The organism is Flavobacterium sp. ASW18X, from assembly GCF_005144745.1.
In the GTDB taxonomy this organism is placed as follows: domain Bacteria; phylum Bacteroidota; class Bacteroidia; order Flavobacteriales; family Flavobacteriaceae; genus Croceivirga.
Genome location: NZ_SWKK01000021.1, coordinates 20,048 through 39,800 on the forward strand (window position 1 = coordinate 20,048; position 19,753 = coordinate 39,800).

Consider the following 19,753-nt stretch of genomic DNA (forward strand, 5'->3'; position numbering starts at 1 on the left):
TTATGATCACACAAGTCACCAACGGCATCAAAATTTCAGTTCAAACTTCTTTTGAGGGTACTTTTTTTAAGAACTATAAGATGCACTACGCTTTTGGCTACACCATAACTATAGAAAACCAAACCAACTCAGCAGTACAACTTACAGACCGCCATTGGGAAATTCTAGATGCTTTAAAAGACATTGAACTTGTGGACGGACAGGGCGTGATTGGCAAAAAACCTGTAATACAACCTGGCAAGTCTTATACCTACAGCTCAGGATGCCTTTTAGCCTCACCTATTGGCGCTATGAAAGGCTATTACGATATGGTAGATTTACGTTCAGGAGAAGGTTTTGAAGCAGAGGTACCTACCTTTAAATTCTCAGCACCTTTCGCCATAAACTAACCACCCATTAATTTCACAAACCATAACCCTTTTGTTACCTTTGTTGTCATTATAAATATAAATTACAACAACTATGGGCAAAGGATTTTTTCAAGTTCCTACTGCAATTAACGAACCGGTAAAGAGCTATGCTCCCGGCAGTCCAGAACGCGAAGCCGTTTTAGAACAGTACAAAGCCTTTTACAATAGTCAAGTAGAAGTACCTTTATATATAGGTGATGAGGAAATTAAAACTGGAGACACCCAAAAGATGACTCCCCCTCACGATCACAAACACGTTGTGGGTTCTTTTCATAAAGCCACAAAAGCAGATGTAGAAAAAGCCGTTGCTAATGGATTAGCAGCAAGAGAAAACTGGGCCAATTTAACCTGGGAACAACGTGCCGCTGTATTCTTAAAAGCCGCAGATTTAATTGCAGGCCCTTACCGTGCAAAAATCAATGCAGCTACCATGATTGCACAGTCCAAAACTATACACCAAGCAGAAATTGATGCTGCCTGTGAGCTTATTGACTTTTTACGATTTAACGTGGAATTTATGAGCCAAATTTACCAAGAGCAACCAGAATCTGCAGAAGGTATATGGAACCGTGTAGAATACAGACCCCTAGAAGGATTTATTTATGCCATTACCCCCTTTAACTTTACTGCAATTGCAGGTAACCTACCTGCAAGTGCTGCATTAATGGGCAATGTAGTACTCTGGAAACCTAGTGACAGCCAAGTATATTCTGCTAAAATTATAATGGATATATTCAAGGAAGCTGGTTTGCCTAATGGTGTTATAAATATGGTAATGGGAGACCCTGTTATGGTTTCTGATGTTGCACTTAACAGTCCTGATTTTTCTGGTTTACATTTTACCGGCTCTACCCACGTTTTCCGTGCCTTATGGAAACAAATTGGTAACAACATTGACAAGTACAGAACTTATCCAAGAATTGTAGGAGAAACCGGAGGCAAAGATTTTATTTTAGCACATCCTTCTGCCAACAGCAAACAAGTAGCTACTGCAATCACCAGAGGTGCTTTTGAGTTTCAAGGACAAAAATGTAGTGCAGCATCTAGAGTTTATTTACCTAAATCTAAAGCTGAAGAGATTTTAGCAATGGTTAAAACCGATGTGGACAGCTTTAACAAACCTGGCAGCCCAGAAGACATGAGCAACTTTATCACTGCAGTAATCCATGAAGGTTCTTTTGATAAGTTGGCATCTTACATTGACAGAGCCAAAGAAAGTAATGAGGCAGAAATTGTAGTAGGTGGTAATTATGATAAATCTGTAGGATATTTTATTGAACCTACGGTAATCCTAACCACTAATCCTAAGTATGAAACTATGGAAACCGAACTATTTGGTCCTGTCGTTACTATTTATGCTTATGAAGACAACAATTGGGAAGAAACACTAAAATTAGTAGACACAACCTCTGAATACGCTTTAACCGGTGCGGTATTATCTACGGACAGATACGCTATAGACCAAGCCACAAAAGCATTACAGAACAGCGCAGGTAACTTTTATATTAATGATAAACCCACTGGAGCAGTAGTTGGCCAACAACCTTTTGGAGGCGCTAGAGCATCTGGAACCAACGATAAGGCCGGATCCGCTCAAAACTTATTACGTTGGGTATCTCCTAGATTAATTAAAGAAACCTTTGTAACCCCTGTAGATTACAGATATCCATTTTTAGGCTAACAGCTAGCTAAAATATTTTTGAAAAGCCCTTCCTTTTGGTCGGGCTTTTTTTTTACGTGCACAATATCAATGTAAATTTAACGTTAATTATTTGTATTTATAATGTAAATTTTAAGATATTTGTAAGCTAAATCTGATAGTATGAGGAATGAATTAATGCGATATAAGGCTAAAATCAGAATTTTCTTTGCAGACGCTTGGTCTTTTGGCCAAAACTATGCTAAGAAATACCGTTCTTTTTACAACTATTGTACGTTTCATTAAGTCTAGTAAAAAACGGTTAACCTAGTGTGGACTTAAATTAACTACCTTTATTGACTGAATGTCAGTTAATTTAAGTCTCACTACAATGAAAAAATTAGTACTACTAGCCCTATGCCTTACTGTATACGTAGGTATAGCACAAACACCGCAAGACGTTAGCAATCAGCCAACGCTCATCAAAAATCAAAACAATCTTAGTCAAGAAACCATTAAAGGTATGGTGCTCCGGGTTCAAGAACAAGTAACACAACTTGCCAATGCTTTTGATGAAAAACAATACGATTGGCGACCATCGGAAGGGGTTCGCTCTGTGAGAGAATCTATATTACACATAGCTGTTGCTAACTATTTTCTAGCTTCTAAATTAGGACACCCAGCTCCAGAAAATATAGATTTTATGACTATGGAACAAAAAATTACCGGCAAGGAAAACGTATTAGCAGCTTTAAAAGCATCTAACGATTTTATAGCAGATGTAATCTCTAAAGAACCTACCCAAACTTTAGCGGAAGAAGTGGACTTTGGGTTTGCCAAGTTCAATAGACTTGCAGGTCTTTTGGTCATTTTAGAACATGCAGGAGAACACAAAGGACAGCTTATTGCTTATGCACGCAGTAATGGTGTTACGCCACCTTGGAGTTTACAGTAAAATAAAACTAAAATCCCCTTCAAGAAGAGAAGGGGATTTTTTTATTTATACTTCTGTGGTAAATACACCACTTTTTTAGTTTCAAAAAAAGGCTCTTCAAAAAAGTCTACCAAATCAAACAACTGCACCGTTTTATAATCTTGCAACTCTTCAGTCAAATCACCTCCTTTAAGATATAAGATACCATTTCTTCTCTCGTGTACAGAATCTTTTTTTATTTTCCCTTTAGTCCAATGCACAAAAGTAGGCATAGCTGCAACTGCACGACTGACGATAAAATCGAATTGTCTTGGCAAATCCTCTACTCGAGTATGGTGAGCCGTAATGTTCTTTAACTTCAACCCATCTATCACCTCTTGTACCACTTTTATTTTCTTACCGATAGCATCTACTAACGTGAATTGTACCTCAGGAAACAAAATGGCTAAAGGCACACCAGGAAATCCCCCTCCAGTACCAACATCTAAGACCTCAGCACCAGGCATAAATTGATGCACTTTGGCAATACCAAGACTATGCAAAACATGCCTTAAATACAACTCGTCTATATCTTTTCTAGAAACCACATTTATTTTTTGGTTCCAATCTTTATACAGTTCTTCTAAAGCAGCAAACTGGGACTGTTGCGCTTCTGTGAGGCTGGGAAAATATTTAAAAATGATATCTACTTGCATATTATTTTTAACACTTTCTGCAAAAGTACTACTTTATAAAGCGTTAATCTGACCTAAAATACAATCTTACAAGAAATTGATTTGCTTACCTTTGTTTAGATAATATATTTTAGTGATTACCATGCAGCAAGAGACAATTCGGTTCTCAAGAAAAGATTCCACAAACTTTTTCAGAACATTAAATAAACGAGTAAATCAATATTTTAAAGAACACAAACTAAAGAAAACAGGAAACTGGCAATTACAAGTAAAGACCTTTGTGATGTTCGGCATTTTCTTAACCCCATATTTTTTAATGCTTTCTCTAGACCTCCCCACTTGGGCTCAATTTTTATTGACCATACTTATGGGTGTTGGTATGGCAGGTGTAGGCATGAACGTAATGCACGATGCTAATCACGGGTCTTATAGCCAAAAAAAATGGGTTAATAAGATTATGGGCAGCAGCATGTATTTATTGGCGGGCAATGTTTACAATTGGCAGGTGCAACATAATGTATTACACCACACCTATACCAATATACATGAGCATGATGAGGATATGGAAGCGGGTAGAATTTTGCGTTTTTCTAAACATGCAGAATGGAAAAAACACCATAAGTTTCAACATTGGTATTCTATATTCTTGTATGGATTACTCACCTTTAACTGGGCAATTACCACAGATTTTAAGCAAATGTATCGATATACAAAGCGCAAATTGTCTTACGGAAAATTACCAAACCCGGTGATGAACTGGAGCACCTTGGCCATAACCAAAGCATTGTACTTTGTTATCTGGATTTTAGTTCCACTTTTATTTTTTGATATTCCTTGGTGGCATGTATTTATAGGATTCTTTATCATGCACTATACAGCAGGTCTAATTTTAAGTGTCGTATTTCAGCTAGCCCACATTATAGAAAGCGCAGAGACACCACTACCAGATGAAACTGGAAGCATGAAAAACACTTGGGCTATTCACCAATTATTCACTACGGTTAATTTTGGCACAAAAAACAGAATTATAAATTGGTTTACAGGAGGGTTAAATCACCAAGTAGAGCATCATATTTTTCCACACATTAGCCATATTCATTACACAAATATTGCCAAAATTGTGAAACAGACAGCAGCGGAATTCAATTTACCCTATAATGAATATCAAACCACAAGAAAAGCTATAATTTCGCACTTTAAACATTTAAAGGAATTAGGCAAGGAGCCTACATTACAATACTAGTAAACGTAAATTTTCATGAGCAATCAACTATCTGACAGAATTAACAGTTTAGTACCATCTGCAACTTTAGAAATGGCGGCAAAAGCCAGAGAATTGCGCGCTGCAGGCAAAGATGTTATAGGTCTAAGTTTGGGAGAACCAGATTTTAATACTCCAGACTATATTAAAGAAGCTGCTAAGCGGGCTATAGACCAAGATTACAATTCTTATACACCAGTAGACGGATATGTTGAGCTTAAAGAGGCTATTATCACCAAGTTTAAAAGAGACAATGGCCTTACTTACGATAAAAGTCAGGTTGTAGTTTCTACAGGAGCCAAACAAGCTTTATACAATGTAGCACAAGCAGTTATTAATAAAGGTGACGAGGTAATTTTACCATGTCCTTACTGGGTTAGTTATAGTGATATTGTAAAATTAGCGGATGGCGTTCCAGTAGAAGTACCAACGAGCATAGAGAATAATTTTAAAATGACTCCGGAGCAACTAGAGGCGGCTATCACTCCTAGAACTAAAATGATGTGGTATAGTTCTCCATGTAATCCTAGTGGATCTATTTACAGTAAAGCGGAGTTACGTGCGTTGGCAGATGTGCTAAAAAAACATCCTCAGATTATTGTAGTTAGTGATGAAATTTATGAGCACATTAATTACGGTGTTACTGCACACGCTTCTATGGCTGCGTTTGAGGATATGTATGACCGTACCGTAACCGTTAATGGGGTAGCAAAAGCCTTTGCAATGACAGGTTGGAGAATTGGATATATTGGCGCTCCAACATATATAGCTAGAGCTTGTAATAAATTACAAGGACAGGTAACAAGTGGCGCTAATTGCATAGCTCAACGTGCAGTTATCACAGCTTTAGTAGAAAGCCCAGAACGCATCAACTATATGGTAGATGAGTTTAAAAATAGAAGAAAGCTAATCTTAGATTTACTTAACGCCATTCCAGGTTTTGAATGCAACGAGCCAGATGGAGCATTTTATGTTTTTCCAAACATCTCTTCTTACTTTGGAAAGGAGTTAAACGGCACAACTATTAATAACGCATCTGATTTTGCCATGTACTTATTAGAGCATGCCAATGTAGCTACGGTTACCGGTGATGCCTTTGGGAACCCTAACGGAATCCGAATTTCTTACGCAGCTAGCGAAGAAGAAATAAAAGAAGCAATCAACAGAATAAAAGCAGTACTTTAAACTTTTTTCCAGAAGTAAGGTACAAACAAAATAAGGACGGTAAACAACTCTAACCTTCCTAACAGCATTAGAAAACAACACCATAGTTTTCCTAATGCTGGTAACGTACTAAAGTTCACCACTGGGTTTAAATCGCCCAGTGCTGGACCAACGTTACCCAAAGAAGATGCAGAACCACCAATGGCAGATTCAAAATCTAATCCTAGATAACTCAACACCAAAGCACCAATTATAAATAGCAACATATATAGCACAAAAAAACCTATAATGTTGTACACAATATGCTCATTCACAGATTTATTGTTGAATCTAACCGGAATTATGGCATTTGTATGTAAGGTTCGTTTAAATTCTAACAAGCCATTTTTGATGATTAATAGGTGACGCATCACTTTAATTCCTCCAGAAGTAGAACCTGCACAGCCACCTAAAAACATCAACCCAAAAAAGAAAACGGTTAAAAACGGTGTCCAATTGGTAAAATCTGCGGTAACAAAGCCTGTAGTTGTAATAATAGCAACTACCTGAAATAAAGAATGTCTAAAAGCACTTTCTGCCTCTCCCCATACTTGTGGATGATAATCAGAGACAGGAACGTTGGCCTGCAACCAAACAATAAATCCAGAAATTAATGTAAAACATACCGTGAAAATGGTATACACTTTAAATTCTTCGTCTTTTAAAATACGCTGCACCTTACCTGTAAACGCAAAATAGCTCATCACAAAATTGGTACCCGCTAAGAACATAAATAAGATAAGGATGTACTGTATTATAGGACTATCATTATAAAAAGCAACACTTGCATTTTTTGTTGAGAAGCCACCCGTGGACAAGGTAGCTAAAGCATGATTTATGGCATCAAAAAAAGTCATCCCTGCAATCCAGAGCAAGAGGGTTTCTAAAATTGTATACCCTACATAAATTAACCAAAGCCTTTTAGCGGTGTCTGTAATTCTTGGGTGCAGTTTGTCTCCCCCAGGTCCAGGAGCTTCTGCTGTAAATAACTGCATACCACCAATCCCTAATAAAGGTAAAATCGCAATAGCTAAAACAATAATACCCATACCCCCTATCCAGTGGGTTAAACTCCGCCAAAATAGAATACCTTCTGGTAAAATCTCGATATCATTTAGAATGGAGGAGCCTGTTGTGGTGTATCCAGAGATGGTTTCAAAAAACGCATCTACTAAAGAAGGTATTGCCCCTGAGAATACATAAGGTAACATCCCAGATATAGACATGACCAACCAACCAAAAGTTACAATAATATATCCTTCTTTTTTCTTTACCTCTTTACGGTGACCACGCGTATAAAACATAGCCATGATACCCACCAACATGGTAACAATAGCAGCAGAAAGCAGTTCTATGGTAGCTCCATCTTTATAAACAGCACTTACAATACCGGCCAACATCATAAAAGAACCGTTACAAAGTAGTAACAGCCCCATGATATGTAGTATAATTCTAAAATTAAGCTGCATTATAAAAAGAGCTTTTCAATTTTAGCAATAGCCTTTGGCAATGCACACACTACCACCTTATCTCCTGTAGTAATTTTAAAATCACCCAAAGCAATAATTCCTTCTCCGTTTCTTATAACGCCACCAATAATAGCCTCTCTAGGAAAATTCAATTCTTTTATTACTTCTCCATTTACGGACGATGTTGGTTTTACTTCAAATTCTAATAACTCTGCGTTTAAATTATTTAAACGTGTAAGCGCCAGCACCTCTCCCCGGCGAATATATCGGAAAATATTGTTGGCAGCTAATAGCTTTTTATTGATTAACGTATCTATACCGATAGATTGAGATAACTGAAAGTAATCCATGTTTTCCACCAAGGCAATTGTCTTTTTAATTCCCTTGGATTTTGCTACCAAACAAGACATTATATTAGTCTCCGAGTTCCCAGTTACAGACACAAAAGCATCCATAGATTCTAAACTCTCTTCCTCTAACAGTTCTACGTTTCTGCCATCGCCATTAATAACTAAAGCATTAGGCAAAACCTCTGCCAAATCCATAGCCTTTTCTTTGTTTTTCTCAAACAGCTTTACATTAAATTTCTTGGTACACAGGTCTCTCGCCGTTTTAAATCCAACTTTACTACCACCAAGAATCATAACGTTTTTTATTTCTCGCTTTTGCATGCCTGTCAGCTTTAAGAGTTCTTCTACTCCATTCTGGCACGTAACAAAATATACTTGGTCGCCTTCCTTAAACACCGTATCACCACGTGGTATTAGAGTGTACTGCGTTCCCATGCGCTGCAATGCAATGGGCATAAAGTGTAATTCTGGAAAAACCCGAGCTGCTTCTTTAACAGATTTACCCACAAAGGGTGCTGATTTTGGCAAAAATACGCCCACCATAGTTAGCAGACCCTTTTCAAACTCGTATGTATCGCTAAAAGCAGATTTATTGAGTAGTAACTGAATTTCTGAAGCCGCCAACTGTTCTGGAGAAATCAATTCATCTATCCCTAACTCTTCAAACCTTAATAAATCTTTATTGTAAATAAACTCCGTATTGGAGATACGCGCAATAGTTTTTTTACTTCCTAATTGCTTAGCCAACATACATAGTGTAATGTTGGTAGTCTCAGAAGAGGTTACCCCAATTACAAGGTCAGATGCCTCTACATTAGCATCTTGCAATACTTCCACAGAAGTAGCATCTCCCCTGACTACACGAATATCTAAGTGGGTATCCGCATAACTTAAACTTTCTTTATCAGAATCTATTAATGTGATTTCTTGAGATTCATAAGACAATAACTTTGCCAAATGAAAACCTACCTCACCTGCACCTGCAATGATTATTTTCATTACCTATCAAACAATTAAATGTATCACGTTTTCTTGGAAAGAATGTTTTGGGTTGGTTACAAACCATTTTATCCCAAGGGTTTAATTAAATATCGGCAGCAAAAGTACGTAATTATTTTGCTAAATACTTAACTCTAACCTCTAACTCGTTATTGTATCTTTGCGCCTAAAATTGTAGGATGGCGCAAAATGTGAATCCATATAAGGATAGTGAACTGGGAAAAAAAGCCCAAGTAACCCAGATGTTTGATACCATTTCTGATAATTACGACGGATTAAACCGTGTAATTTCTCTTGGTATAGATGTTAAATGGCGAAAAAAAGTGGTGGCTATTGTAGCTCAAAAACAACCTAATACTGTTTTAGACATCGCTACTGGTACGGGAGATCTAGCCATAAACTTAACTAAGACAGGAGCAACCAAGGTTATTGGTTTAGATATTTCTCCAGGTATGTTATCTGTTGGAAAACAAAAAATAAAACAGAAAAACCTAGATAATACCATAGAGATGGTGTTGGGTGATAGCGAAGCATTACCCTTTAAAGATGATTCTTTTGACGCAATAACAGTCGCTTTTGGCGTTCGTAATTTTGAAAATTTAGAAAAAGGATTGAAAGAAATTTTGCGTGTGCTTAAACCAGGCGGTAGTTTTGTGGTATTAGAAACCTCTGTCCCTACTAAATTTCCTTTTAAACAGGGTTACAAAGTTTATACTAAATATTTTTTGCCTACTATTGGCAAACTGTTTTCTAAGGACCGTGTTGCGTATTCCTACCTATCAGAATCTGCAGCCGCATTTCCTTTTGGAGAAGCGTTCAACAATATTTTAAGAAAAATTGGGTTTATAGGTGTAGAGAACAAACCCCAAACATTAGGGGTGGCAACTATATACGTAGCCTCAAAATAACTAGATGAAAAAGCTATTGTTTTTTATAAGCCTTGCTCTATGCAGCCTGCACGGACAAGCGCAGCTATTTGCAAAAGACCCTATCTTAAACTTGCAGAGTGAGGATAAATCCTTTTTAAATTATGGATACTATCTAGGCTTTAATCAATATGATTTTAAGTTTGAATACAAAAATGATATTGGGCAAGATGTGTTGGTGAACAAATTAATAGGTTTTAACGTTGGACTTATAGGTGAAATGCGAGTAAATGAGTTTGTAGATTTACGTTTTGAACCTGGCTTGCTATATGCACAACGAGATTTGGGCTTTCCTGGTTTTACTACCCAGCAAGATGCTATTAGAGAAGTACGCTCTACGTATATTAGATTTCCGCTATTGGTAAAATTATCCACAAAAAGATACAACAACATTAAACCATTTTTGGTAGCAGGTGGTTATGCTGCAATTAATCTAGGCGCCAAAGAAGATAGCTTAGATGACAACCGTGCAGGTGAATTTAGAATGAAGAAAAACGTGTATGGTTACGAACTTGGTTTCGGAATCGATTTTTACACCCAGTTTTTCAAATTTACCCCTTCAATCCGAGGTGTTTTTGCACTTACAGATGAACTAGTTCCGGATGATGACCCTAATAGTCCTTGGACAGGTAATATTGAATCTATCAAAACTCGTGGTATTTTCATCAATTTCACGTTTGAATAACCAAGCCGTTACCCTCGCCTAATTTCATTTAAAAGGATAGCTGTAGCAGTTGCTACATTTAGGCTTTCTGCCGTGGCTTTTCCAAACTGTGGAATGCTAATTTTTTGAGAAATATGTTTTGCTACCGATTCAGAAACACCGTTAGCTTCATTACCCATCACAAGGACTCCACTAGCAGGCAATTCTTTTTGATAGACCACATCCCCTTCCATAAAAGCGCCATAAACCGTGGCTTTGGTTTGAGACAAAAAATTAGGCAAATCTAAATACGTTATAGCTATCCGAGCAATGGAGCCCATTGTTGCCTGCAACACCTTGGGATTATAACAATCTACCGTAGCCTGCGAGCATACCAACTGTGTTACTCCAAACCAATCACAAAGTCTTATAATGGTACCCAAGTTTCCAGGGTCACGCACATCGTCTAAAGCAACTATCCACCCCTTCTCTTCTACCTCAGTTTTAAAAGGCATCCGAAATACCGCTAAGACGCCCGGTGGTGTGCGCAATGCACTTATTTTTGCTAAATCTTCCTTAGAAATGATATCAAATTCATAGGTGTTAAAAGCATCTCTATGTTCTTGCGTCACCAAAAGCTTCTCTAGCGGCAATTGGGTTGCCAACAATTCTTTTACCGTCTTTATACCTTCAACAAAAAACAAAGATTCTTCATTTCGGTATTTTTTTTGATGTAAACGCTTAACAACTTTTAACCACTTTTTGCTAACCATGGTAAATCACGTAATTTTGGATACTTTAACTGAGATGTCCGTGTACAGAAACAACAAGGCAAAAATAGTTTTATTATTGGTAGTAATGATCCTTGCATCCTGTAATACGGTAAAGAAGGTTGGTGACGACCAATATCTACTTACAGAAAATGAAATTTTAATAGATAGCCTGCCAGAAAAGAGAGCTATCATTCAAAATTTAATATCACAAAAACCAAACACTAACATCTTGGGTTACAACCTAAGGTTAAACCTTTATAATTTAGCCAAAGAAAATACGGATTCTACTTATCAAGCATGGTTAGATAAAAAACCTAAACGCCGTGAACGGCTTACCAAAATATTATCTGCAAAACAAGTGGAGCGCCTAGGAGAATCTTTTGTGGTAAAAGGGTTTAATGAATTTCTTAAGAATGCCGGAGAACCACCCGTCATAATTGATACCGCTAAAACTAATAAATCTGTAGAGCGCCTAGAAGGCTACTATACCAGCAAAGGCTATTTTAATAGTGAAGCAAACTATACGATTACCCCTGCCAAACGTAAAAAGAGGGCAATGATTACCTACAATGTAACCCGTAACAAACCTTATTTTGTAGATAGCCTTACCCATACCATAGCTGCAAAAGAGTTAGATTCCATATACCTAAAACATTTGGAAAGCGCTGCTGTTAAAGAAGGGCAGCAATTTGATTTGGATAATTTTAATAGCGAAAGAGAACGTTTAACTACACTATACAGAAATTCTGGCGTATATAACTTTCAAGAAAGCTCCATAAATTTTGATATTGTTAGAGACACTGTACAAGCTAACGATGACCAAAATATGGACATTGTTTTAAATGTTGAGAATCCTAGATCTGCCAATGATAGCACCACAGCAATTCCCTATCGTGTAAATCGTTTTGAAAAAATAAACATTTACGCAGATTACCGTTTTGATAGCAACATTGCAGAGATGGATACTATACAACACGAGAATTACACTATTTACTTTAAAGACAAACTTAGATACAGCCCAGAAGCCTTAACAAACGCTATTTTTTTTGAGAAAGATAGTGTATACAGAGATTTAGATTATATCCGCACCAATAGACAGGTAACTAACCTCAATACTTTTAAATATCCAAATATAGACCTTAACCAAGGTAGTCAAGAAGGCTTGTTAGTAGCAGATGTTTACCTTGCCGCTAGGCCTAAATATTCTTTAGATGCTTCTTTTGAACTTACGCGTTCTAACATTCAGCAATTAGGTATAGGTTTTGGAGGCTCAGTCATTACTCGCAATGTATTTGGTGGCGCAGAAACCTTAAGTGTTTCTGGTCGTGGTGCCATAGGATTTTTAGATAGTGAAATAGCCAATGAGAGTATTAGTTCTGAATTAGGAGGAGATATTAACCTTACTTTCCCAAGAATTTGGTTACCATTTAACACGGAAAAGTGGATACCGTATTACATGCTACCCCAAACGCGCTTATCTATCGGTACTAACTTTCAAAATAACATAGGTTTAGATCGCCAATCTTTAAACTCAGTTCTGGAATACTCTTGGTCCCCAACCACTTTAAAAAAACATAATCTAGAGTTACTCAATATAGAGTTTGTAGACAATACAGATATCAATGATTTTTTTAATGTGTACAATACTACCTATGATAATCTGGACGCCGTTGCGGACCAATATCAAGATGCAGAAGAATATCCAGAATTAGCACAGTTGTTTAGAGAAAATGATAATGCAGCAGACAATTTGCAATTAAGCATTCCGCAAGGCACAGATGGCTTTATAGATATAGTTACGAGTCCAGGATTTACTATAAGTACAGAGGACTTACAAACCGTGCGCAGTATAGAAGAAAGAAAAAATAGACTCACTAGCAACAACCTAATATTTACTACAGCTTACACCTATACGCAAAACAACCGTGCAGATTTAACAGATAATGAATTTTATCAATTTAGAGCAAAGGTAGAAAGTGCTGGCAATCTACTTTCTCTAACTGAAAATATTATTCCTTTTGAACAGAGTGAAAGTGGCGAAGGTTTAGTATTTGGCGTACCTTATTCTCAATACCTAAAAGGAGAATTAGATTTTATAAAACACTGGGAACTGGCTCCAAAAAATATAATTGCAATGCGAAGTTTTGTTGGTTTAGCCGTACCTTACGGTAATGCAGACAATATACCATTTGTGCGTAGTTATTTTGGAGGAGGCTCAAATGATAATAGAGCTTGGCGTGTCTACTCTTTAGGACCTGGACGCACGGATCAAGTAAACGATTTTAACGAAGCTAATTTTAAAATTGCCTTAAACGCAGAATACCGTTTTCCTATTTTTGGCGACATCAATGGTGCTCTGTTCACAGATATTGGGAACATTTGGAATGTATTTGACAATGTAGAGGACCCAAATGCTCAATTTACTGGAATAAAATCTTTGAGAGATTTAGCTATTGGTAGTGGTTTTGGCCTGCGATATGACCTGTCTTATTTTGTAATCAGATTAGATTTAGGCTTAAAAACATACAACCCCGCTTTAGAAATAGGGGACCGCTGGTTTACAGATTTTAACCTAGGAGAAGCGGTTTGGAACATCGGTATCAATTATCCTTTCTAAGCCTAAATAATTTATTACTTTTACCACTTGATAAAAAGAAACCAACAAAAAATGGCACATAACATTAAACCCGGAGTTGCAACTGGCGATCAAGTACAAGAGATTTTTAACTACGCAAAAGAAAAAGGTTTTGCCTTACCAGCAGTAAACGTTATAGGTTCTAACACCATGAACGGCGTTATGGAAACTGCGGCAGAATTAAATGCCCCAGTAATTATCCAATTTTCTAATGGCGGCGCACAATTTAATGCAGGTAAAGGTCTTTCTAATGAAAACCAAAAAGCAGCTATCTTAGGTGCTGTTGCCGGTGCTAAGCATGTACACCAAATGGCAGAAGCTTATGGTGCAACGGTTATACTACACACAGACCACTGTGCAAAAAAACTATTACCTTGGATAGATGGTCTTTTAGATGCTTCTGAAGAGCATTTTAAAGCTACCGGAAAACCTTTGTTCAGCTCTCATATGATTGACCTGTCTGAGGAGCCAATAGAAGAAAACATAGAAATTTGTAAGCAGTACCTAGAGCGCATGGCTAAAATGGGCATGACTTTAGAGATTGAATTGGGAGTTACTGGTGGTGAAGAAGATGGTGTAGACAATACAGATGTTGACAGCTCTAAGTTATACACGCAACCAGAAGAAGTAGCTTATGCTTATGAAGAGCTTTCTAAGATAAGTCCTAAATTCACTATTGCTGCAGCTTTTGGAAATGTGCACGGCGTATATAAGCCCGGTAACGTTAAGTTGACACCAAAAATCTTATTAAACTCTCAAAAACACGTATCAGAAAAATATGGTGTAGAAGAGAATAGTATTGATTTTGTATTTCACGGTGGGTCTGGTTCTACAGTAGAAGAAATTAGAGAAGCTATTGGTTACGGTGTTATCAAAATGAATATTGATACTGATTTACAGTATGCATTTTTAAGTGGCGTTCGTGATTATGTGCAGGGTAAAAAAGATTATTTACAAGCACAAATAGGGAATCCAGAAGGGGACGATGTTCCTAATAAAAAATTCTATGACCCACGAGTTTGGTTAAGAGAAGGTGAAAAAGCGTTTGCGGACCGCCTTAAAAAAGCGTTTGAAGATTTAAATAACGTTAATACACTATAATTTTTAATTAATTCCCCCGGAATATGACAGCTTGGTTCAAGAGAAAAGAAAAGGGAATACAGACAAAAACGGAGGAGAAAAAAGATACTCCAAAAGGTCTCTGGTATAAATCTCCAACTGGTAAGATTGTTGAATCTGAAGAATTGGCAAAGAATTTTTACGTGAGTCCAGAAGATGATTATCACGTAAGAATTGGCAGCAAAGAATATTTTGAAATCCTTTTTGATGACAACAAGTTTAAAGAACTGGATGAAAAATTAACTGCCAAGGACCCTCTAAAGTTTGAGGATACCAAAAAATACACAGACAGACTTAAAGTAGCCAAAGAAAAGACTGGTTTAAATGATGCTGTACGTACCGCAGTAGGTAAATCTATGGGTAACGATTTGGTAGTAGCTTGCATGGATTTTAGCTTTATTGGCGGGTCCATGGGTGCTGTAGTGGGAGAAAAAATTGCACGCGCCATAGATTATGCCAGAAAAAAGAAACTTCCATTTTTAATGATAAGTAAATCTGGAGGGGCTCGTATGATGGAAGCTGCGCATTCCTTAATGCAAATGGCCAAAACATCTGCAAAACTTGCTCAGTTAGCAGATGCGGGTATTCCTTACATATCTTTGTGCACAGACCCAACTACAGGTGGTACCACAGCTTCTTACGCTATGCTAGGAGATATTAACATCTCTGAACCTGGTGCGCTGATTGGCTTTGCAGGTCCGCGTATTGTAAAAGACACAACCGGTAAGGAATTACCAGAAGGTTTCCAAACCGCTGAATTTGTAAAAGAGCATGGTTTCTTAGACTTTATAGTACACAGAAGAGATTTAAAGAAAAAAGTTAATTTGTATATTGATTTAATTACGAATCAACCTTTAAGAAAATTAGAAGAAGAGCCTGTTCATTAACAGGCTCTTCTTTTACCCTATCTTATCTAAATCTTCTCAAATTCACTTCGGTCACTTCACCATTAGGCCAAGTCAGTTCACCTTTATTATCACATTCACCTCCTCCAAAGTCCAAGGTAGCAGTTGCATCATTTCGATATATAGCTAAAACACCACTCACAATAAAACGGCATGCCATTTCTCTACGTAAGGCTGTAACCACTTCCTTAGTCCAAATAACACCTAATCTATTCGTGTAAATAGTACTACCTGTAACTAAAAAGACATTATCTTGCCAAGTACCAGAACCATAACCTTCTACCCATTCACGAGTTCTATTTCCTTCAAAGCTAGAGGTCAAACCTCCAGGCCATGTTCCCTCATAGGCCGAGTTAACTACACTTTGTGGATTTCCATTTGCATTACTTCGAGTTCTAACAATAGTGGCTCCCCCGGTAATTACCACCGCATTAAAGGTATAATCCTCTAAAGACAATGTTATAGTTTTTTGGTTAGCCACCATATCTTTTTGATAACGCAACACTACTTTACCACTCACAGTATTTCCATTGCGCAATTCACACCCATCTCCAAAGTCCAAGGTTTTAGTAATCATATCCCCCTCTAACACCTTAGAAACCACTAGGCAATCTGGCAAATAATCGGAGTTATAGTCTCCTTTGGCATTTTGCTGCAGCTCTTCTATACTATATATCTCCTCTGCCATTTCGGAAAGCTCTTCAGAAATTTGCTCAGATTCATCACTATAGTTCAATTCTGCAACACTGATTAAATCACTACTAGATGCTTCTTCTGTTGCATCGCTATCATTGGAACAGCTAGTGATTAGTACCCCAAGAGCTATGGCCCACATCTTTCGCTTTATTACTCGTTTCGTCTTTTTCATAATTAAGAGTTTATTAACGTTTGCTATTTAGACCTTAGGATTATTAAAAGGTTTAATTAATGTTTAAAATTCTTAGAATTAAAAAAAGAAGTATCTTTGCAGCCTGATTGAAAGACAGTCAGGTACATAAAAATCATTTAAACAAATATTGGCATGTATTTAAGCAAAGAGGCTAAAGCCGAAATTTTCAAGAAACACGGGGGTTCAGAAGGGAACACCGGTTCTACAGAAGGACAAATTGCATTGTTCACTTACAGAATCAATCACCTTACTGAACACTTAAAAAGAAACCACAAGGACTTCAATACTGAGCGTTCTTTGGTTAAACTAGTAGGTAAAAGACGTAGTCTTTTAGATTACTTAAAGAAAAAAGATATTACTAAGTACCGTACCTTAATTAAGGAATTAGGTATTAGAAAATAATTTTTTTTTGGGGGGAAGCATTGCTTCCCCTTATTTTTACATCGTCTTTTATAGACAAACACAAAAAGCTGCACACAGTTTTTCATTGGTCACTTACACACAACAACACAACCCGACCGTCCGGAAGACGGTAGACCAATTAGTAACAAACCCTCTTATATTATTAGGGTTACACGTAATTTATTTATGATTCCAAAAACATTTAAAGAGGTCATAGACCTTGGAGACGGTAGAGAAATCTCTATTGAAACCGGTAAATTGGCTAAGCAGGCCCATGGTTCTGTTGTAGTACAATCTGGTAAATGTATGCTATTGTGTACTGTAGTATCTAACTATGACCAGGCAGATGTAGACTTTTTGCCTTTAACTGTAGACTACAGAGAAAAATTTGCCGCTGCTGGGCGTTATCCAGGCGGATTCTTTAAAAGAGAAGCAAGACCAAGTGATGGTGAAGTTTTAACTATGCGCTTGGTAGACCGTGTTTTGCGTCCGTTATTTCCAAAAGATTATCACGCGGAAACCCAAGTTATGATTCAGTTAATGTCTCATGACCCAGAAGTTATGCCAGACGCAATGGCTGGTTTAGCAGCATCTGCAGCATTACAATTAAGTGACATTCCTTTTGAATGTGCTATTTCTGAAGTACGCGTAGGCCGCATTGACGGTAATTTTATCATCAATCCTACCCTTGCGCAATTGGCAGAGTCTGATATTGACATGGTAATAGGCGCCTCTGAAGATTCTGTGATGATGGTAGAAGGTGAGATGGATGAAATTTCTGAAGAAGAAATGGTAGAAGCCATCAAATTTGCGCATGAAGCTATTAAAGTACAGTGCGAAGCACAACGCAGATTAGCTGAAGCTTTTGGTAAAAAAGAGACTCGTGAATATGAGCCAGAAGCAGCTGACGAAGAATTAGCACAAAAAATATACGACATGGCTTATGATAAAGTTTATGCCGTAGCTAAACAAGGTTCTTCTAAAAAAGAAAGAGGTAAAGCTTTCTCTGAAATTAAAGAAGAAATAAAAGCATCTTTTTCAGAAGAAGAGCTAGAAACCTATGGTGGCCTAGTATCTAAATACTACCACAAAGCAGAAAAAGAAGCTGTACGTAATCTAACCTTGGAAGAGGGCCTACGTTTAGATGGTAGAAAAACTGACGAGATAAGACCTATCTGGTGTGAGGTTGATTATCTACCTTCTGTTCATGGTTCTTCTGTATTTACAAGAGGTGAAACTCAAGCTCTTGCAACGGTTACTTTGGGTACGTCTAGAGAAGCAAACCAAATAGACATGCCTTCTTTTGAAGGTGAAGAAACGTTCTATTTACACTACAACTTTCCTCCGTTCTCTACTGGGGAGGCAAGACCTATACGCGGTACATCTAGAAGAGAGGTTGGTCATGGTAACTTAGCACAACGTGCTCTTAAGAAAATGATTCCTGCAGATTGCCCATACACAGTACGTGTAGTATCAGAAATCTTAGAATCTAACGGTTCTTCATCTATGGCAACCGTTTGTGCGGGTACTATGGCGTTAATGGATGCTGGTGTACAACTTAAAAAGCCTGTTTCCGGTATTGCTATGGGACTAATTACCAATACTGAAAATGGCAAATTTGCAGTACTTTCTGATATTTTAGGAGATGAAGACCACTTAGGAGACATGGACTTTAAAGTAACGGGTACAGAAGATGGTATTACGGCTTGCCAAATGGATATTAAGGTAAAAGGATTATCTTATGAAATCTTGGTAAAAGCGTTAATGCAAGCCAAAGATGGTAGAATGCATATTTTAAGCAAGCTAACTGATACCATTGCTACTCCAAATACAGAAGTTAAATCTTACGCTCCAAAAATTGTTACCAAAATTATTCCTGGAGCATACATTGGTGCTGTTATTGGTTCTGGTGGTAAAGTTATCCAAGAATTACAAAAAGAAACCAATACTACTATTGTAATTAATGAAGATCCAGTTACAGAAGAAGGTATTGTAGAAATCTTAGGTACAGACCAAGCTGGTATTGATGCTGTTATTGCTAAAATTGATGCGGTAATGTTTAAGCCAGAAGTTGGTAGTGTTTATGAAGTTAAAGTAATTAAGATGCTAGACTTTGGTGCCGTTGTAGAATATACAGATGCACCAGGAAACGAAGTCTTGTTACATGTTTCTGAATTAGCATGGGAACGCACTGATAACGTTACTGATGTAATTAACATGGGAGATGTTATTGATGTCAAATATTTTGGTGTAGATCCAAGAACTAGGAAGGAAAAAGTGTCTAGAAAAGCCCTTTTACCAAAACCTGAAGGATATAAAGAAAGACCGCCAAGAAATGATAAAGGCGGTGACCGCAGAAATAATAATAGAGATAATAGGGATAGAAAACCAAGAAGAGACTAAAACGTTTTCGACCCTTACAGAATCAAGCCCCGACCATAAGTCGGGGCTTTTATTTACAACTTTTTTTCCAAATTAATTTTACCAAAATGTAACTTTTTTCATCTTTTTACGTATAAGTA

Annotated in this window: 18 protein-coding genes; 13 read left to right on the forward strand and 5 right to left on the reverse strand. The window is 37.3% G+C overall.

Annotated features, from left to right (window positions below; genetic code table 11):
* Positions 1–2 precede the first annotated feature (2 nt).
* The 4 genes from apaG (at position 3) to FBT53_RS13665 (ending at position 3,004) form a co-directional block, all read left to right on the forward strand.
* A complete protein-coding gene (gene apaG / locus FBT53_RS13655) occupies positions 3–389 on the forward strand; it encodes a Co2+/Mg2+ efflux protein ApaG (RefSeq protein WP_136951749.1) in 387 nt (128 codons plus the stop codon).
* Positions 390–462: 73 nt separating this feature from the next.
* On the forward strand, positions 463–2,091 hold the full coding sequence (gene pruA, locus FBT53_RS13660; protein ID WP_136951750.1) for an L-glutamate gamma-semialdehyde dehydrogenase: 1,629 nt from the start codon (positions 463–465) through the stop codon (positions 2,089–2,091).
* Positions 2,092–2,232: 141 nt separating this feature from the next.
* Positions 2,233–2,355 carry a hypothetical protein gene (locus FBT53_RS16375; protein WP_255578303.1) on the forward strand — a complete coding sequence of 41 codons (123 nt, stop codon included), beginning with the start codon at positions 2,233–2,235 and terminating at the stop codon, positions 2,353–2,355.
* Between the two features lie 85 nt (positions 2,356–2,440).
* On the forward strand, positions 2,441–3,004 hold the full coding sequence (locus FBT53_RS13665; RefSeq protein WP_136951751.1) for a DinB family protein: 564 nt from the start codon (positions 2,441–2,443) through the stop codon (positions 3,002–3,004).
* Positions 3,005–3,045: 41 nt separating this feature from the next.
* Here FBT53_RS13665 and rsmG read toward each other — a convergent pair whose 3' ends face one another.
* On the reverse strand, positions 3,046–3,678 hold the full coding sequence (rsmG, locus tag FBT53_RS13670) for a 16S rRNA (guanine(527)-N(7))-methyltransferase RsmG (protein ID WP_136951752.1): 633 nt from the start codon (positions 3,676–3,678) through the stop codon (positions 3,046–3,048).
* 121 nt (positions 3,679–3,799) lie between these two features.
* On the opposite strand from rsmG, the gene FBT53_RS13675 reads away from it, so the two are divergent.
* On the forward strand, positions 3,800–4,900 hold the full coding sequence (locus tag FBT53_RS13675) for an acyl-CoA desaturase (protein ID WP_136951753.1): 1,101 nt from the start codon (positions 3,800–3,802) through the stop codon (positions 4,898–4,900).
* Between the two features lie 15 nt (positions 4,901–4,915).
* Entirely contained in the window at positions 4,916–6,103 is a 1,188-nt protein-coding gene (locus FBT53_RS13680; RefSeq protein WP_136951754.1) for a pyridoxal phosphate-dependent aminotransferase, read from the forward strand.
* Here FBT53_RS13680 and FBT53_RS13685 read toward each other — a convergent pair.
* Positions 6,100–7,557, reverse strand: a complete 1,458-nt coding sequence (locus tag FBT53_RS13685) for a TrkH family potassium uptake protein (RefSeq protein WP_240729841.1) — start codon at positions 7,555–7,557, stop codon at positions 6,100–6,102. The two genes, FBT53_RS13680 and FBT53_RS13685, sit on opposite strands and share 4 nt — an antisense overlap.
* 32 nt (positions 7,558–7,589) lie before the next feature.
* Positions 7,590–8,939, reverse strand: coding sequence for a Trk system potassium transporter TrkA (gene trkA / locus FBT53_RS13690; RefSeq protein ID WP_136951756.1), 1,350 nt, complete (start codon positions 8,937–8,939; stop codon positions 7,590–7,592).
* Positions 8,940–9,118: 179 nt separating this feature from the next.
* Here trkA and ubiE point away from each other — a divergent pair, with 179 nt between their 5' ends.
* Both ubiE and FBT53_RS13700 read left to right on the forward strand, forming a co-directional pair.
* Entirely contained in the window at positions 9,119–9,847 is a 729-nt protein-coding gene (gene ubiE, locus FBT53_RS13695) for a bifunctional demethylmenaquinone methyltransferase/2-methoxy-6-polyprenyl-1,4-benzoquinol methylase UbiE (protein ID WP_136951757.1), read from the forward strand.
* 4 nt (positions 9,848–9,851) lie between these two features.
* Positions 9,852–10,550 carry a porin family protein gene (locus FBT53_RS13700; protein ID WP_136951758.1) on the forward strand — a complete coding sequence of 233 codons (699 nt, stop codon included), beginning with the start codon at positions 9,852–9,854 and terminating at the stop codon, positions 10,548–10,550.
* A gap of 8 nt (positions 10,551–10,558) precedes the next feature.
* Here the strand turns inward: FBT53_RS13700 and FBT53_RS13705 are convergent, their stop codons facing one another.
* Positions 10,559–11,281, reverse strand: a complete 723-nt coding sequence (locus FBT53_RS13705; protein ID WP_136951759.1) for an RNA methyltransferase — start codon at positions 11,279–11,281, stop codon at positions 10,559–10,561.
* A gap of 16 nt (positions 11,282–11,297) precedes the next feature.
* Here FBT53_RS13705 and FBT53_RS13710 point away from each other — a divergent pair, with 16 nt between their 5' ends.
* From FBT53_RS13710 to accD, 3 genes are read left to right on the forward strand one after another with little or no spacing between them, the layout of a single operon-like run.
* Positions 11,298–13,898 (forward strand): BamA/TamA family outer membrane protein, encoded by a 2,601-nt coding sequence (locus FBT53_RS13710; RefSeq protein ID WP_370324102.1) that lies wholly within the window; start codon positions 11,298–11,300, stop codon positions 13,896–13,898.
* 51 nt (positions 13,899–13,949) lie between these two features.
* The gene (fbaA, locus tag FBT53_RS13715) at positions 13,950–15,017 is read left to right on the forward strand and encodes a class II fructose-bisphosphate aldolase (protein WP_136951760.1); all 1,068 of its coding nucleotides are present in this window, start codon (positions 13,950–13,952) and stop codon (positions 15,015–15,017) included.
* A 23-nt stretch (positions 15,018–15,040) separates the two neighbouring features.
* Positions 15,041–15,922, forward strand: coding sequence for an acetyl-CoA carboxylase, carboxyltransferase subunit beta (accD, locus tag FBT53_RS13720; protein WP_136951761.1), 882 nt, complete (start codon positions 15,041–15,043; stop codon positions 15,920–15,922).
* 22 nt (positions 15,923–15,944) lie between these two features.
* Here accD and FBT53_RS13725 read toward each other — a convergent pair whose 3' ends face one another.
* Entirely contained in the window at positions 15,945–16,808 is an 864-nt protein-coding gene (locus FBT53_RS13725; protein WP_136951762.1) for a hypothetical protein, read from the reverse strand.
* A gap of 153 nt (positions 16,809–16,961) precedes the next feature.
* Between FBT53_RS13725 and rpsO the strand changes: the two genes are divergently transcribed.
* Positions 16,962–17,231 carry a 30S ribosomal protein S15 gene (gene rpsO / locus FBT53_RS13730; RefSeq protein ID WP_136951763.1) on the forward strand — a complete coding sequence of 90 codons (270 nt, stop codon included), beginning with the start codon at positions 16,962–16,964 and terminating at the stop codon, positions 17,229–17,231.
* Positions 17,232–17,417: 186 nt separating this feature from the next.
* Entirely contained in the window at positions 17,418–19,634 is a 2,217-nt protein-coding gene (locus tag FBT53_RS13735; protein WP_136951764.1) for a polyribonucleotide nucleotidyltransferase, read from the forward strand.
* Positions 19,635–19,753 lie beyond the last annotated feature (119 nt).

Excerpts from the sequence above, each read along its gene's own strand:
- FBT53_RS13700 (WP_136951758.1), top strand. The coding sequence starts at position 9,852 with ATGAAAAAGCTATTGTTTTTTATAAGCCTTGCTCTATGCAGCCTGCAC.
- FBT53_RS13725 (WP_136951762.1), bottom strand. The coding sequence starts at position 16,808 with ATGAAAAAGACGAAACGAGTAATAAAGCGAAAGATGTGGGCCATAGCT.
- fbaA (WP_136951760.1), top strand. The coding sequence starts at position 13,950 with ATGGCACATAACATTAAACCCGGAGTTGCAACTGGCGATCAAGTACAA.
- apaG (WP_136951749.1), top strand. The coding sequence starts at position 3 with ATGATCACACAAGTCACCAACGGCATCAAAATTTCAGTTCAAACTTCT.
- FBT53_RS13675 (WP_136951753.1), top strand. The coding sequence starts at position 3,800 with ATGCAGCAAGAGACAATTCGGTTCTCAAGAAAAGATTCCACAAACTTT.
- accD (WP_136951761.1), top strand. The coding sequence starts at position 15,041 with ATGACAGCTTGGTTCAAGAGAAAAGAAAAGGGAATACAGACAAAAACG.
- FBT53_RS13705 (WP_136951759.1), bottom strand. The coding sequence starts at position 11,281 with ATGGTTAGCAAAAAGTGGTTAAAAGTTGTTAAGCGTTTACATCAAAAA.
- rsmG (WP_136951752.1), bottom strand. The coding sequence starts at position 3,678 with ATGCAAGTAGATATCATTTTTAAATATTTTCCCAGCCTCACAGAAGCG.
- trkA (WP_136951756.1), bottom strand. The coding sequence starts at position 8,939 with ATGAAAATAATCATTGCAGGTGCAGGTGAGGTAGGTTTTCATTTGGCA.
- FBT53_RS16375 (WP_255578303.1), top strand. The coding sequence starts at position 2,233 with ATGAGGAATGAATTAATGCGATATAAGGCTAAAATCAGAATTTTCTTT.
- pruA (WP_136951750.1), top strand. The coding sequence starts at position 463 with ATGGGCAAAGGATTTTTTCAAGTTCCTACTGCAATTAACGAACCGGTA.
- FBT53_RS13665 (WP_136951751.1), top strand. The coding sequence starts at position 2,441 with ATGAAAAAATTAGTACTACTAGCCCTATGCCTTACTGTATACGTAGGT.
- FBT53_RS13735 (WP_136951764.1), top strand. The coding sequence starts at position 17,418 with ATGATTCCAAAAACATTTAAAGAGGTCATAGACCTTGGAGACGGTAGA.
- FBT53_RS13680 (WP_136951754.1), top strand. The coding sequence starts at position 4,916 with ATGAGCAATCAACTATCTGACAGAATTAACAGTTTAGTACCATCTGCA.
- FBT53_RS13685 (WP_240729841.1), bottom strand. The coding sequence starts at position 7,557 with ATGGGGCTGTTACTACTTTGTAACGGTTCTTTTATGATGTTGGCCGGT.
- ubiE (WP_136951757.1), top strand. The coding sequence starts at position 9,119 with ATGGCGCAAAATGTGAATCCATATAAGGATAGTGAACTGGGAAAAAAA.
- rpsO (WP_136951763.1), top strand. The coding sequence starts at position 16,962 with ATGTATTTAAGCAAAGAGGCTAAAGCCGAAATTTTCAAGAAACACGGG.